Origin of the sequence: Natrinema salaciae, assembly GCF_900110865.1 — an archaeon.
In the GTDB taxonomy this organism is placed as follows: domain Archaea; phylum Halobacteriota; class Halobacteria; order Halobacteriales; family Natrialbaceae; genus Natrinema; species Natrinema salaciae.
The window spans coordinates 1,038,557-1,053,622 of sequence record NZ_FOFD01000001.1 but is presented as its reverse complement, the minus strand read 5'-3'; the positions used below and the strand labels follow the sequence as shown (position 1 = coordinate 1,053,622).

The following is a 15,066-nucleotide window of genomic DNA, read 5'->3' as shown; positions in this document are numbered from 1 at the left end:
CGGTCGCGTCCGGCCCAGCCGTTTATTCCAGCCTCCGTGGTACGTCGTGGTATGGCATGGCACATTACGCTCGAGGGTGAGTCGTACGACGCGGCGCGCGAGGCGTTCTCGTGGGACGTCCCAGCGGGGTTCAACGCGGCGACCGATCTGGTCGGGAAGCACCCGGACGGCGACCGGCCGGCGCTCTTCCAGGCGTACCCGGACGGTCGCCGCGAGACGTACACTTTCGACGACCTCGATCGGCGGTCGAACGCCGTCGCGAACGCGCTCGAGTCGATGGGGGTCGCTCGAGGCGACCGGGTCGCGGTCGTCGTCCCGCAGAAACCGGAAAACGTCCTCGCGCACCTCGCCAGCTGGAAACGCGGGGCGGTGTCGCTCCCGCTGTCGGTGCTGTTCGGGGCGGACGCGCTGCGGTACCGGCTGCGAGATAGCGAGGTGCGAGTGGCGGTCGTCGACGCCGCCCAGTGGGAGACGATCCGCGCCGTCGCGCCGAACTGCCCCGCCCTGGAGCACGTCCTCGTCGTCGACGCCGATCCGGAGGCGGCGCGCGTCGGCGAGGCGACCGTCAGGAGCTTCGAGGGAGCCGTCGAGGACCGCTCGAGCGAGTACGACCCCGTCGAGACCGACGCCGACACGCCGGCGATCGTCATGTACACGAGCGGGAGTACCGGCGAGCCGAAGGGCGTCCTCCACACCCACGACGTCTGGCTCGGCCACTGCCCGGCGTTTTCGATGTACTTCGAGCGGGACGTCCGCGGCGACTCGGTCTACTGGACGCCCGCCGACTGGGCGTGGATCGGCGCGCTGGGCGATCTCGTCTTCCCGGCGTGGCACTACGGCCGGCCGGTCGTCGGCTATCCGATGGGATCGTTCGATCCGGAGACCGCGTTCGAGATCGCCGCGGCGTTCGACGTGACGAACGCCTTCGTCCCGCCGACGGCCATCCGGATGCTCACGACCGTCGACGAGCCGACCGACCGGTTCGACCTGTCGCTCGAGGCGATCTGTTCCGGCGGCGAACCGCTGACGAGCGAGATCCTCGAGTGGGCCGACGAGGAACTCGCGGGGACGGTCATCAACGAGCTATACGGCCAGACGGAGGCGAACCTGCTGGTCACGAACTGCCGGGAGTGGTTCCCCGCGAAGCCGGGCAGCATGGGGAAACCCGTTCCTGGACACGACGTGGCCGTCATCGACCCCGACACCGGCGATCCCGTGGAACCGGGCGAGGTCGGCGAGATCGCGGTTCGGCGCGGCGACGATCCGGCCGTCTTCGAGGCGTACTGGAACGCTCCGGAGCAGACGGCCGCGGTGACGCTCGACGAGTGGCATCTCACCGGCGACCTCGCGAAACGCGACGCGGACGGCTACGTCTGGTTCGTCTCTCGCGACGACGACCTCATCATTACGAGCGGGTACCGCGTCGCGCCCCGAGAGGTCGAGGAGGCAATCCTCGAGCACCCGACCGTCGAACAGGTCGGCGTCGTCGGCGTTCCCGACGACACGCGGGGCGAGATCATCAAGGCGGTCGTCCAACCGGTCGCGGGGGAGACGGGAACGGACGAACTACGTCGCGAAATCCGCGACCTCGTCAGAGAGCGGGTGGCTGAGTACGAGTACCCGCGCGAGATCGAGTTCGTCGACGAACTGCCGACGACCACGACGGGAAAGATTCGGCGGACCGAACTGGGGTGAGTCTTCGCTCGAGCGGGTTGCGGTCGTTACTCGCTATCGGGCGAGTAGTTCGGCGCTTCGTCGGTGATGACGACGTCGTGGGCGTGGCTCTCGGCCTGTCCGGCCGCCGAGATGCGGACGAACTCCGAGCGCTCCTTGAAGCCAGGGATCGTCTCCGCACCGACGTAGCCCATGCCCGACTGCATGCCGCCCGCGAGCTGGTGGAGTTCGGACTGGAGCGAGCCCTTGTACGGCGTCGCCGCCTCGACGCCCTCCGGGACGTACTCGTCTTCCTCGTCGGGCTCGTCCTTGAGGTAGCGGTCGCTGTCACCGGACTTCATCGCGCCGACCGATCCCATGCCGCGGTACTGCTTGTACTTCTTGCCGTTCATCGTGACGACCCGACCGGGGGCTTCGTCGGTGCCGGCGAAGTAGGAGCCGAGCATGACGGCGTCCGCGCCGGCCGCGATCGCCTTGATCGCGTCGCCGGAGTAGCGGATGCCGCCGTCCGCGATCACCGGCACGTCGTGTTCGGCGGCCACGTCGGCGACCTGCGCGACGGCCGTAATCTGCGGCATACCTGAGCCGGAGACGACGCGCGTGGTACAGATCGATCCCGGGCCGATACCGACCTTCAGGCCGTCGGCGAAGTCGACGAGGTCTTCGGCCGCCTCGCGGGTGCCGATGTTGCCGACGACGACGTCGGCATCGACGGACTCCTTGATCTCTCGAGCGCCGTCGATGACGTTCAGGTTGTGCGCGTGCGCGGTATCGATGAAGAGGATGTCCGCACCGGCCTCGTCGGCCGCGAGCGCGCGGTCCTGTTCGAAGGGACTGACCGCGACGCCACAGCGGAGGCGTCCGTCCTCGTCGCGGACGGCCTCCTGATACTCGCGGCGCTGGAGGATGCCCTGCATCGTCACCAGCCCAACGAGGAGGTTCTCGTCGTCGACGACCGGGACCCGCTCGATCTTGTGCTCGTACATCAGCTCGAACGCCTCGCGGGCGTCGACGTCCTCGTGGGCCGTGATGACCTCGTCGGTCATCGCTTCGGTCACCGGGTCGTCCTCGTTGACTTCGAGGTGTGGCCGGATGTCCGTGCTCGAGATGATCCCCAGGACCTCGCCGTTGGTGTTGACGACGGGCGCGCCGCCGACGCCCTGGCGGGCCATTCGCTCGTCGACCTCGCGGACGGTCATCTCCGGATCCGCGGTGACGACGGAGTCGAGGGGGATGATCAACTCGTCGGCGCTCTTGACGCGGCCGATCTCCTCGACCATCTCGTCGATGTTCATGTTGCGGTGGAGGACGCCGAGGCCGCCGTGGCGGGCCATCGCGATCGCCATGTCGCTCTCGGTGACGGTGTCCATCGCCGCCGAGAGGATGGGCACCGAAACCTCGACGTTCTTCGAGACGCGGGACGTGAGGTCGGCGTCGTCGGGTTCGACGCGGCTCTCCTTCGGACGCAGAAGGACATCGTCGAACGTTAGCGCTTCCGGTACCTGCAGTTTCGAAGAATAGGGCTCGTGCTCGGGAACGTCGTTCGCCATGTAAACCGTCCGAACCCCCGAGGCAAAAGCGTTGCGAGATATAATCGGATGCGAACGGTTGACGAGGCCCGAACCGGGGGTTTCGGCCGCTCTCTCTCTCTGAGTGCCACTCACACACACGGCCCGTCGTCGCCCGGACCGGTGACTCGTCGCTCGAGCGTCACGTGGTGAAGCGATCGGCCGCGACGGGTTCCCGGATCGGAACCGGATCTGTGCATTCCCGTCCGGATCTGTCCGCTACTGGCGAAAGAGTGCCGGGTCGTGAAATCCTGTCTCACGCAACGTTTATTGACAATCCTCTCGTGCGTTTGGGTATGTACGCTGTGAGTGCAGCCGACGCCCGAACCGCTGGCCGGACGAGCTTCGACTCCGTCGCCACCTTCGGGAATTTTACACAGAAACTCACAGCGCGAGGCCCCTCCCCGAATGCGATCGACTGGTGTGTGGACCAGTTGGTACGGGACCGTCCCTCCTATCGCCCACCGGCCTCGGGTCATGGCCATCGACCCTGACCGATGAGTACGTCACAGCACCCAGTCGCGCTCCAGATGGAGCGCATCGTCGGGGGTGACGCCAGGCTCCTGGCGCTGGTGATGATGCTGCCGTTAGTCGACGGCGTCTTCCCCGCACTAATTTTGGCCGGCGCGCTCGACGACCCGCTCGGCGCGATCCAGGTCGGGCTCCTCATCTTCGGCGGCAGCGCGACCGTCGCCGTGATCCTTGCGGAGATGGACGGCACGCCCCGCGAGCAGGCCACGGTCGTCCTGCTGGTCGGAATCCCGCTCATACTGCTGGCGGTGGTCCAGGCCGCGCTCGCACCGGCGATCGAGAGCGTGCTCGACATCGTCATCTTCGAGCGGTTCGCGGCGCTGGTGATCGCCGCCATCGCGGCCAAGACCGCCAGCGCAACGATCGGCGACTACCTCCCCAACCCCGTCGTCGTCATCGGGCTGGGGCTGGTCGCGAGCGTCGACCCTTCGGGGGCGAACTTCGTCGTGATGACCAACCCGGTACTCGTGGCCAACGCGACGCTGGCGGCGGCCATCGGGGTGGCGTTCGCGCTGACCATCGCCCTCGCTGGCCCGTACCTGCGCGAGTACATGGACATCGACCGGTTCCGCTTCGGGAGCGCGGTCGCCCTCGGCCTGCTCCCGCTGTCCCTGCTCGGGATGGGGTTCGGACAAGCCCCGCTGGCCGCGCTGATCGTCGCCGCCCTGTTCGCCGTCGACTTCCCCTTCCGCTCGGATTCGGACGCGAACTCGAGCGTGGGGGCAGACGACGCGGCCGCCCAGATGGGGGCGGTGGCCGACGGCGGCGAGGCGGACGAGTCGCCGGCGGTCGACGCCGACACCGACCCCAATCCCGAGACCGAGCCCGGCGCGTATCCTGGCGACGACGGGACGGACACGGCGGGCCGAGCCCCGTGGCTGTAACGCGATTCTGAATCGAAACCACTTTAGGGCCGATAGCCCAACTGAGACTCGAGGGGTCGTGGCCAAGCCAGGCATGGCGGCTGACTCCAGAGGCAACGCGCCCGGGACGACACTCCAGACTGATATACTGATCGGGCACCTGATCAGTGCTCGTGTGATGACCCTCTGGAGTTCCGAGGCGCACCGGAGATATCAGTAGATCGGGGGTTCAAATCCCTCCGACCCCATTTGAAATAAAAAGCCCTGAGCGGCTTTTCTCGCATTCTCGACATAGTCTGAACAGGGGGTGGTCCGCGTGACGGTCGCCCCGTGGTCGTCGGTCAATCACTCGACGTGCCAGCACTGCGGCGCTCACGTCACGGACCGCTTCCGGCGGGTCTTCGGTGACGACGACGACCGAGTCCACCGCTGCGGTGACTGTGACTCCTACGCGCGACTGAGCCGCGGCTCCGCCGCTGGCATCGACGTTGGGATTCCAGATCCGGAAACCTCGCCCGGCCGCCACGGAGGTGAGGCCGATGCGTGAAGCCGGCTTCGTGCCCGCGAGTCGGCTGTACGATGTCGAGAGCGGGACGCCCATCGCTCATCCAGCCCATCAGGCGACTGATGAGGATGTTCGCCGCGCGCTCGAGAATCGAGGTGAAGTGGCGTGATAAGCGCGTTCCCGTACATTGGTGGGAAAACCCGCCTTGCGGAGTGGGTAATTGAACACCTGCCTGAACATACTACGTACGTCGAACCGTTCGGCGGCTCCGCGTCTGTCCTCCTGAATAAGCCTCGTAGCAACGTCGAGGTCTTCAACGACAAGGATAGCGACGTGGTGACGTTCTTCCGGGTGGCTCGAAAGCGTCCGGACGAACTTGCGGAATGGTGCCGGTATACACCGTTTTCCGAACAGCTTCATGCTGAGTGGGCTGACGAGTTCTTCGCTGGCGAACGCCCGAGTGACGACATCGAGCATGCCGGGAAGTGGCTGTTTCTCCGCTATAGTCAGTATGCGGGGAAGGTTTCGCGTAAAAGCGGATTCAAACGGGAGAGCCCACGTGATGAGAAGGGAAGCCGGAACGCGAGAAACTGGGTTAACGCTCCTGAGCGCATCCAGCAAGTCGCAGAACGGTTCCGTGGCGTTTCTGTCGTCCATGAGGATTTCCAGAGCGTCGTCGAGCGATACGATTCGCCCGAGACAGCGTTCTACCTCGACCCGCCGTACTACGAGAAAGAAGACCTCTATCGTGCATCTGCTGATCACACCACGCTTGAGCATACGCTCTGTGAAATCGAGGGCTACGCCATTGTCTCGTACACGGATATCCCACCAGGACTGTACGAGGGCGACGAGTGGAACATCGTCGAGCGGACGGTTACCCACTCCGCTGCAGGAAACGGGAAAACTGCCAACGAACGCCTGATACTGAACTTCGAGCCGTCGACGGAGCGTGAGTTCAATCAGCGAACGCTTGCGGATGTCTGTTCGACCGGTGGTGAGTCGGCGTGAATCGACTCGTCGAATCCGACGAGTGCGAACGGTGTGGTGATCGCGTCGACGCACTCCGGCGTCTCTGTCCCGAATGTACACGCGCGGTGCGTGACGCGCGGGAGGGACCGCTATGAGTTCTCGAGCGTCAGAACTCGAGAGTTCGAAGGCCAGCGGCGACGCGCTCGAGGCGGAGATCGTCCAGGTTGTCGACGAACTCGAGTACATTAGTGATCACACTGCGACGTGGCACGACGCCCGAACGACGGCCGTCCTCGAGGCGTGCCAGTCGCTGCCGTTCTACGGAATCGTCCTCGTCGAACCGGACGTTCCGGTCGAGATCAAAGGCTGTCAGATAGAGACGAGCAACGGGAATAGTTCGACTCGCGGTCGATTCTACGTCAAGCGAGCGGCCCACGAGCGACTGGTCGAGACGGCGGGGATGTACCTGTTCGTCGTCTACCTCCCGCGGCCGGGACTGCCACAGGTCGCCCGCGCGATCGTGCCGGCGACGCTCGTCGACGAGCTGCTGTCCGGCCGATGGTACGAGGTTGGGGGCTCGCGCTCCGAGCAAGAGGTCGCGAAACTCGCGTGGTCGCACGTGATCGATCCGGCGAGCGTCGATCCGTCGGTAACTGTGGGTGATTCGTGGTGACCGTCCGAACGACGTACTTCGGCGGGCTCAACTCGAGGTTCGAACCCGGGGACGAGGATGCCGTATTCGGCGTCGTGCGCTACCCGCGGGACTTCGTGAAACGGGTCACCGATCGGAACATCCCTGCCGTTGCGCCACCAGAGGATCTCCTGAACGCGTACAAGGCCGTCGAGGAGGCCGCCGAGGAAAACGGCGAACCGAACCCGGCCGCGATCGCGTGGAACTCCGTCGACTACGAGCGGCGGTATCTCGAATCCCTCGAGCAACCGGGCCCACAGACGGTGATCGCGGAGCTGGCGGATCGTGCTCGCGAGCGGGATATCTGGCTCGTCTGCTGGGAAAAAGATGCCCGGTGGTGTCACCGTCGGTTGCTCGCGAACGCGGTCGTCGCTCAACTTGAAGACACCGAGGTTGTCCATCATCCGAACCCGTCGACGATCCCCGTCGACACCGGTGACGACGAGCCCGACGATGATCCGGATGCGACGCTCGCCGACTTCGCCGAGGCCGGAGGTGCGTAATGTCTCAGGTCGAGACGACGCCGCACGAGATCGAGGGGCGCTGGAAGTGGCCCGACTGGGGCCGCGGGCCCTACGACGCGCTGTCGTCGGTGATGCTCGGGCCGCCCTTCGAAGGCTACCTCGAGATCACGACCGAGGTCGACGGCGAGCCCTGGCACCTGGAGGTGAGCTACAGCAAGTCGGGGTTCGCTCCGCGGCTGTCCGACGGGATCAACGCCGAGCGGCTCTACGAGTGGGATATTAAGGGCCGTGGGCGCGGGGAGCGAAAGGCGTCGTACAACATCGGCCCGCGGTTCCCGAACATGCGCCACTGGGAGAGCGGCGAGCGGTTGCAACTCCCGTGGGAGAATCAGGTCGGTGAAGTCGACGGCGTCGACGTCGAGTTCCACACGAGCAACATCGAACCCGATCGCGGCCTCGAGTTGCTGCCGGAGTTCTTCGCGGCGATCTTCGACCACGCTGGCGAGCGGATTCATTCGGAGTACTTCCGTACGCAGCCCCACGAGGCGAGCCGGATGTGGGCGTACGAGCGGTACGTTCGGATTCGTCGCGAGTGGGCAGAAAAGCTCTCGTCGGCCGGTGTACTGCAGAAGGTCGCGCACTATCTCTCCGACCTTGAGGGGGTGAAGGCCGAACTCCACATCGACAATCAGGAGATCGTCAACCACCAGAATCGGTTGTTCTTGAACCCCACGTCGGCCAGCGAGTTGCTACCCGGCCACACCTACGGGCGGAAGTTCGAGATCTACCAGCTGGCCGATCCGGACGCAGTGTCGAAAGATCACCCGTCGTATCATCCGAAGGTGGAGGTCCTGGTGAACAAGTCGATGAACGGCGGCGAGGCATGGGCGTGGTCCGATCGTCACGAAGTGACCGAGCAAATCGAGGAGACATTGTTGAACGCGCTCCACTGGGAAGACATCCCGCTCGGACCCGATGGGAGCGGCGTTTACGTGGCTGACGACCATTTCGACGCGGTCGCTCGAGACGACCTGGTCGAACTCTACGAAGATCCGACGCCGCGTCTCGAAGCGAAGTCGGACCACCTGTTGATGACGACGCTGCGGGACATGGGCGAGACTGCCCGCGACGTGACGGAGACCGTCGCGACCGACGGCGGTGCGACGGTCGACGGCCTCGCCGACGAGTTGGGGAAACACCCCGCGACGATCTACCGAGCGATCAACGATCTCGGCGAGGTCCTCGAGCTCGACCAGGGCGAGATCTCGTTTCGGGCCCGGAAGTACCGCGAGGAACTCCGGGCGCTCGTCGAGTCGGCCGAGTACGCGATCGAGAGCTACGCCGATCGGATGCAGCACATCATGGGCTTGGCCGATCACGTCGCCGAGTCCTCTCCCTTCCAGGAGTGGCTCGCGAAGAACGGGGCCGACCTCGAGTTCGACGAGAACGGCGAGCCCCGACGGATGCGGATCGACACGATACTCTCCCGGTTGAAGTCGGACAGCTTCGAGAACGTCGCGACGATCGCCAGCGAGGCCCTCGAGAAGTGGTCGAAGTCAGGGAACGATCCGATGGACCTCCGCGGCGTGGAGCTGACCTGGAAGACTCCCGGCGGCGGGACTGAAACCGGATTCGTCGGCGCGGTCGCCGACCGCTGAACCGGCCTGAGTAGTGGCAACACTACCCCTCTGTTTCGTTTGCGCAACTATACTTTCATCAATCGCTGATTTTCACAACCTGAGTTGTATCAGGGCGAGGGATGGCTGTGGCGATCGCCGCGATCGCACCGCAACGCCTGCGGGGTCGTTTCGCGCTTCGCGCGAAAGCCCCCTTGGCGGGTGTCCCCAAGGGGACTGAACCAAAAAATTACAGCGCCCCACTCCCATCTCCGTACAAAAATCTCCAGTTGATCCAAACGAAGCGGAGGTTCGTGATCAATGCCGATCTGGAGGAGTAAGGTTTAGGAGTCAATATCCCTGGTCGAGGAAATTGAGGACAGACGCATTCTGTTAGCAAGTCAGATTACTCCTGCAGCCGCACGCCACCCAACAATCATCTACTCTCGGGCAAAACCTATCAGTAATCTACCTATATGGTCTACTATGGATGAGGAAATCCCAAAGGAGCTGATCGACGATGCAGTCGCGAGCCCCAATAACGAGGCTGTTGCCGACCTATCGGACAAGACTGTCATCTACTTCGATCAGAAGGCTTGGGGCGCAACATGGGAGGCCGCGAATTCCGTGGGCGCCGACGCGACTACTCTCGACACGCTGGCCAAACGTTCCGCTGATGAACTGAATTTCGTCTACCCGTTCTCAATAGAGAATCTGGTAGAAACTACCTCTGCGAGTGATCTGGAATTCAAGACCGAACTGTTCGACATAATGATGGACTTGTCTGGGAACCTCTCTATCAGGAACTATTTCGACGTGTTTGACCACGAGGTGCGGCGCTACATCTGTAAGTGGCATGAGCTGCTGCCCGAGCTGGACACCCAGTCGTTCGTCTTTGGAGAGGGTCTCGTCCACGTCGGTGGCGACTGGAAAATTAAGACAGAGGGAGGTATGGAGGTGCCGGAAGGTCTCGAGGAGGAGTTCGAGAAGGTACTCAGAGACGAGGAGATAAACCGACGGCTGCTCCAGAGTCGGGCGCTGAGCGAGGAAGCTCCCGGGGTTCCGAATGAGGAAAAGAAGGAGTACGAGGAACGGTACCGGGAGAACGTTCAGGAGACGGAGGGAGAGTTAGATCTCGATAGTGATGAAGACAGGAGTCTATACCTTGCTGATGTCTTCGGCGAACGAATGATGCCTGACCTCAGGCAGTACGCTTTCGAACTGGGACTTCACCCGGCAGAAATAGTGGCGACAGATCCCTATCAGCGGTCATTCGAGGCCTTCTTCCAGCAGTTCCCGGCGTTCTATACGTACGCAACTCTGTGTTTTGCCGCCGATGCTCGGAGAAACAACAGCCCCGACTTCAACGACGTTTTCGACATCAGCCAACTGGCCGTGGCTGCCCCTTATGCCGACGTTGTCGTGACCGAGCAGTTCTTTGGTGGGATGCTGTACAAGTTCAATATTGGTGAGACATTTGACACAGAGGTATTTACCGATACAGAGCAATTCATCGCTTTCCTGCAGGAGCGGCTTGATTGAGCGGGCTGCCGTATCACTATGGATTCTGCATTCCGTGGTCAAATTGAGGGCATTCGCTCAGTCGAATTCCGGTTTCCGGACGTATTCATCGAACCAGCGAGACGCGTCTGCCTGTGAGATTTTCCTCAGTCGGCGAAGTCGCAGTACCTCCTCGGCGATTTCCGACGTTTCTGACGGCAAATCTTGCTGAATTCCCCGTAGGTAGTTGTTCCGCAGTACAAGATTCCCGTAGTTGAGTCTGAGGTCTACATCGATCTTTCGATACGTCTGGAGGTTGTCGTGCTGGTACTCACGGTATCCCCGTTCAATACCTCCCTCGACAAGCCCTTGCATTAGGACTTGCGTCTCCTGTTTTCCTCCAGCATACATTCCGTAGCTGAAGAACTCAAAGACGGACAACCAACTCCAGAGCAACTGATCTAAATCCGGTGGTGTCGATGTCCGCCCCTCTTCATCCAACCGTCGACGCTCCCTCGACCAGTCGTAGGCGGGTTCAAACAGCTGCTGGATGTCTGCGAGAGGGAGGTTCTGGGCTATTATGTGGAAGTCGTAGAGAGCGTTCTTGATCCGTTCTCGGATATTATACCGACGTACATTCTGAGCGTTCTTATCGAGATTCTCGCCAGCTCTACCGAGAAGGATCTCCCGGTCGCGCTCGGTCAAGATACCTCGATCTCGTTCAATCCAATCAAATTCTTCGGACATGTATTAGCTCGTCAGCTAATATATGTGCCCCTAAACTTAGTCTCTAGGCTTAGGCAACAGATCTGTTAAATTTCACTCCTGTTTTGGTTTGGTGTGTATGTCCGAAATTGGACTACTCGCGGCGGTAGCGATGTTCGCACTGACAAATATCTTCGCGGGGATGCTCCCGACCACCTTCACTGGTGACGCTCAGCTCGCCGTCTGGCTGGTTGCGCTCGTCGTCGGCATCGCCAGCTACATCACGGTTGAGCAAGCGATGGCCGGAACCCGGTAGACACCGATCATCCCCCTATACAGGCCCTTTTCAGAGCGCGGCGTCAACTACAGAGACAGATGACCCATAATAAATTTTAGCGATGTGATTCCGTGCCGACCTTCCTGACCGAGATGCGCGGTCTATTTAGTACGCTTCCCGGAACATTACTTACAGCTGATAGCACCATCGCTGCTCGATAAGCACGTCTTGTTATCAGCCTCTTCGAAATCGTCTACCTGAATGAAAAAAGTGGAGATCGCTGTAAATGCCCCTAAGGGGGCAGGGCAATTGCGCGGCGCGCAGAGCGCGCGCCGCGCTCACGAATAGATGGTCTGGCCGATTTGGGACAGTTCAGTGGTGCTGCTCCACCAGGATGTGAGGATAGGACCTCGATAACGAGGGTTGTCGAGTCCGCTTAGGAGGTTAGAGAATGAGACTATGATGGAGGATTAGTGTAGGCTGTTCACATCTCAATCTCCGACAAGCGGGTTCGCAATGTCCGGTTTCTCCATATTCCGGACCTGTTCTATACTAGAAGTATAAATACACAGACGTAGACTAATCAACTGGTTGCACTGATACCGAAGACGCAACCAGATCGACAATGGTAGAGCAAACAATCCTTCGAGCGGTCAGTTACGGTACAGAACAGTTTGTGAATGACTTCACACTCCTCATCTATGTGGGGATGATTGCTATCTTCATAGCCGTGTTCGCGTCGATAATCCGGTCGGTGGTGTAACTATGGCTGGATTCGACGGGCATCTCAAAGTTGCAATTGTCGTTGGGGCACTGTTCACAGCATATACACTCCCGAAACTCATCGCTCACGGTGTTCTGATGACGCTTGAGCATCGGATTTTATATCTTGTACTCGCGTTTGGCGGCGTCGTAGTATTCGGCGTGCTACTTGACATCGACGTGTGGTCTTCGATTCCCCGCCGTCTATTCGGGAAAGGAATTCTCGCTGTTGCAACAGTTGCGCCCCTATATTTCTTGATCACAGAACCAGCACGACTGTATGGAATCGGTAGTCTCGCCGCCACGATCCTAAGTATTGGTAGCGTTTCAACCGAGGTAATCGGGGCCGTGACACTACTCGTGCTTGGTCTGGGTATCGCGAAAACGATCGGGTTCGGCCTGGATGAACTCACAGATCATCGGGGACTGATACACTCGAAAGAGTTCGTAATCGGATGTGGCCTCATCGCGTTCCTAGGGCTGTGGCAGTGGGGAGAACTACCGACGCTTGCGGCTATACCCGTTGCAGTCGCCGTCACTCTCGGAGGTATTGTTCACCTCTCAGTAGATGCAGTCAGCTGAGGGGCTGCTTTTACTCCCAGGCCCTATCAAGCACTTCCTTCGCCGTCTTCTTGCCAACCTAGGGACGACGAGTAAGGTTTACTCAATAAAGGCCCGACTGCGACGCTATTTCGAAAGAACTGCTAAGCGAATTCGGTTGAACTCATCGTCGACAGCCTCGGCGAGCCGGCGCTCAAGTACCGGATCGTTGATCCGAACCACAGAAGAGATTATCAAAGGAACTTCAATATAGGTATCTCCACCTCAAATATAAATATGCTCATCTTTTAACTGTTCTAACTAATGTAGCTACAAATAGGCCAATTAGGAAGGCGCCTAAAAAGCTCTGAAGGGCTGCTAATAGCCGTACTGTAGAGTTCGTGACTTCTGGTCCCCCTCCTAAAACAAAAGAGGTGAACGATTCTAGACTGAATATTAAATACTCGATCCCAAGCTCGTCAACATATTTACTGGGAATAGTTGGCGCTGGCACGAAACTCGGGGCTCGTAGCACAAAATTAGATTCATAGGCCAAATCAATATCCGTTAAACGATATAGTAGTGAGAATACTAGGACGGCAGTAATTGATGTGCCAACTACTCTTGAAGAACTTTCCGCATACCTGCAAGTATAGTCATAGGCGAGGTTGGACAAATATCCCCAAAATCCAGCTATCTTATCCTTCTTATCCCTGGGATCGCTGATTTGCTTTCTATGATTTTCTCTCCGCAATCTCTTCTCAATTATGAAGAACTTTGATTCTGCATAGGTATCGCCGATCTGCTCTGCCCCTGCTTTGGCCTTTGAATAGGTTGTTTCTCTTTTATCCGAAGGGTTATGTTCTCCATTGTGAACATACCCGTCAATTTTCCAGTTGACATCTCGCAGTTCTTCCCTATAGTCAGAGAAATTAAAACCATCAAAATTGGTGTTCTGGATATAGAGATTTTTGAAAGGGTTTTTGCTTGACTTTGTTCTAATATTTACGTCCCCAATGGTGGACCGTACGAGTTCGTAGAAGGAATCTTCTCTTGATATCGTTATAGTCCCACCTCTAATTGTCGATCCATGGAAAGATATCGTTGGAGATGATGTCTCAAATTCGAAATCGAGTTCAATGAAATCTAGGTCACTTGTGAATGCTTTTATTGATCCATTTGATTTTACACCCTCTAATGATAACAAATCCTCCGATTGGCAGTTTGTAAAGGATGCAGCGTGAGGTAAGACCTCTTCAAAATTATGTGCTGGTATACTATCTACTAAAATATTATTTATATTATTTGATTTATGGTTAGATATTCCTTCAAAGATAGCATGGCTTTCGATGCTCTGTTCCTGTAGATATCCTTTTTCTCCCCCTAATTTAGACTTATCAAAAATTGTTGGGCCATCAAATACACACTTTTCAAAACTCGCTATACCTAATTCACATTCAACAAACTCTGTTTCGCTATCAAAGGTGGCAAAGTCAAAATAACAGCCAATATTGAATTCCGTGTTGTGAAAGGTACAGCCCCCTTCAAAATTTGCGTGATAGAAGTTACCCGCCTTCTTAAATAAAGTTCCTGAGAAAATCGCACCGTTCCGAAAATTGGCATTCATAAAATCGGGTGTCTCTTTGAAAACACTCGGGTTTTTTCCTAAGTGTTTCTCTACCTGATAAACATTGGCCTCTTCGGGTATTGATTCACAGAAAGAAACGACGTTTCTAAATTCTACTTCGGTAAAATCTGTCTTACCGAATCGAACGTCTCGGAACCGACTGGTCCTCTTAAAATCAGCATTTAGAAAGTGGGCGTTCTTAACCTTTGACCCACTTAACAGGAAATCAGATTCAAACACTGTATCAGTCGCATTGAGCGACTCTATCCAACAATCCTCTATGAATGTTCTCCTCCCAATTTGGCTCCTGCTAATATCGAGTTCGTTGACTACGGTAGAATACCCTAACTGGATATTTCGGTTCAAGCTAGCTACTAACGAAAGTTTGCCCAGGTCCAATACCCTAACTGTAGTACATATTATATCTATAAATCCAACCGATCGTATCGCTTTTATAAATTCTAGCTCTATTTCTGCGTAAGAATCAAAAATCCTGTCTCTAGTATGAGGGAGTATGTGGAATATACAGTGCGAAAAACCTGGTAGTGAGGGATAGGGGCATTCCCACTTTTCCTCGAGATATCGAACCTCGTTAAACCAGAGATCTGGATCAAATACAAATTGGCACATCTTCCTTAGAAGTGTTCTGTGTCTGTGAGATGTGTTAGTTGTCTCCCTTAATGATTTCTAACTAGATCCTATGTCCCTTCTATAGATCTTATCGTCTACTATCCTCCCGCCCTCGGAGTTGCGCGTCACGAAGAACGGTTT

At 58.3% G+C, this 15,066-nt stretch carries 14 protein-coding genes and 1 tRNA gene; 12 read left to right on the top strand and 3 right to left on the bottom strand.

Translation table 11 applies throughout. The features are described 5' to 3' along the window. The first annotated feature begins 51 nt into the window (after positions 1 to 51). Positions 52 to 1,695 carry an AMP-binding protein gene (locus BMX07_RS05040; protein WP_090614541.1) on the top strand — a complete coding sequence of 548 codons (1,644 nt, stop codon included), beginning with the start codon at positions 52 to 54 and terminating at the stop codon, positions 1,693 to 1,695. 26 nt (positions 1,696 to 1,721) lie between these two features. Here the strand turns inward: BMX07_RS05040 and guaB are convergent, their stop codons facing one another. Further along, positions 1,722 to 3,224, bottom strand: a complete 1,503-nt coding sequence (gene guaB / locus BMX07_RS05035; RefSeq protein WP_090614538.1) for an IMP dehydrogenase — start codon at positions 3,222 to 3,224, stop codon at positions 1,722 to 1,724. A gap of 515 nt (positions 3,225 to 3,739) precedes the next feature. On the opposite strand from guaB, the gene BMX07_RS05030 reads away from it, so the two are divergent. The 9 genes from BMX07_RS05030 (at position 3,740) to BMX07_RS05000 (ending at position 10,426) form a co-directional block, all read left to right on the top strand. Next, on the top strand, positions 3,740 to 4,657 hold the full coding sequence (locus BMX07_RS05030) for a DUF5794 domain-containing protein (RefSeq protein ID WP_090614536.1): 918 nt from the start codon (positions 3,740 to 3,742) through the stop codon (positions 4,655 to 4,657). A 52-nt stretch (positions 4,658 to 4,709) separates the two neighbouring features. Further along, positions 4,710 to 4,884, top strand: a tRNA-Trp gene (locus BMX07_RS24240). Positions 4,885 to 4,943: 59 nt separating this feature from the next. Beyond that, positions 4,944 to 5,183, top strand: a complete 240-nt coding sequence (locus tag BMX07_RS05025) for a DUF7563 family protein (RefSeq protein WP_090614534.1) — start codon at positions 4,944 to 4,946, stop codon at positions 5,181 to 5,183. Further along, on the top strand, positions 5,176 to 5,310 hold the full coding sequence (locus BMX07_RS25405; protein ID WP_281246927.1) for a hypothetical protein: 135 nt from the start codon (positions 5,176 to 5,178) through the stop codon (positions 5,308 to 5,310). The genes BMX07_RS05025 and BMX07_RS25405 overlap by 8 nt, the downstream gene beginning before the upstream one ends. Beyond that, complete coding sequence (locus BMX07_RS05020) at positions 5,307 to 6,152, top strand: DNA adenine methylase (protein WP_090614531.1); 846 nt, start codon at positions 5,307 to 5,309, stop codon at positions 6,150 to 6,152. The genes BMX07_RS25405 and BMX07_RS05020 overlap by 4 nt, the downstream gene beginning before the upstream one ends. 112 nt (positions 6,153 to 6,264) lie before the next feature. Next, positions 6,265 to 6,786: a PD-(D/E)XK family putative nuclease gene (locus tag BMX07_RS05015; protein WP_090614528.1), complete on the top strand. Its 522-nt coding sequence runs from the start codon at positions 6,265 to 6,267 to the stop codon at positions 6,784 to 6,786. Continuing rightward, entirely contained in the window at positions 6,783 to 7,307 is a 525-nt protein-coding gene (locus tag BMX07_RS05010; protein WP_090614914.1) for a DUF488 family protein, N3 subclade, read from the top strand. Before BMX07_RS05015 ends, BMX07_RS05010 begins: the two co-directional genes overlap by 4 nt. After that, entirely contained in the window at positions 7,307 to 8,926 is a 1,620-nt protein-coding gene (locus tag BMX07_RS05005) for a DUF7845 domain-containing protein (RefSeq protein ID WP_090614525.1), read from the top strand. The genes BMX07_RS05010 and BMX07_RS05005 overlap by 1 nt, the downstream gene beginning before the upstream one ends. Before the next feature lie 444 nt (positions 8,927 to 9,370). After that, complete coding sequence (locus BMX07_RS05000) at positions 9,371 to 10,426, top strand: hypothetical protein (protein WP_090614523.1); 1,056 nt, start codon at positions 9,371 to 9,373, stop codon at positions 10,424 to 10,426. A gap of 57 nt (positions 10,427 to 10,483) precedes the next feature. Here BMX07_RS05000 and BMX07_RS04995 read toward each other — a convergent pair whose 3' ends face one another. Then, positions 10,484 to 11,089, bottom strand: coding sequence for a DUF8102 family protein (locus BMX07_RS04995; RefSeq protein WP_245742049.1), 606 nt, complete (start codon positions 11,087 to 11,089; stop codon positions 10,484 to 10,486). Between the two features lie 139 nt (positions 11,090 to 11,228). Here BMX07_RS04995 and BMX07_RS24235 point away from each other — a divergent pair, with 139 nt between their 5' ends. Beyond that, on the top strand, positions 11,229 to 11,405 hold the full coding sequence (locus tag BMX07_RS24235) for a hypothetical protein (RefSeq protein WP_175480047.1): 177 nt from the start codon (positions 11,229 to 11,231) through the stop codon (positions 11,403 to 11,405). 726 nt (positions 11,406 to 12,131) lie between these two features. Beyond that, positions 12,132 to 12,710, top strand: a complete 579-nt coding sequence (locus tag BMX07_RS04990; RefSeq protein ID WP_090614516.1) for a metal-dependent hydrolase — start codon at positions 12,132 to 12,134, stop codon at positions 12,708 to 12,710. Between the two features lie 259 nt (positions 12,711 to 12,969). Here the strand turns inward: BMX07_RS04990 and BMX07_RS23620 are convergent, their stop codons facing one another. Next, the gene (locus BMX07_RS23620) at positions 12,970 to 14,925 is read right to left on the bottom strand and encodes a pentapeptide repeat-containing protein (RefSeq protein ID WP_139210820.1); all 1,956 of its coding nucleotides are present in this window, start codon (positions 14,923 to 14,925) and stop codon (positions 12,970 to 12,972) included. Between the last annotated feature and the right edge of the window lie 141 nt (positions 14,926 to 15,066).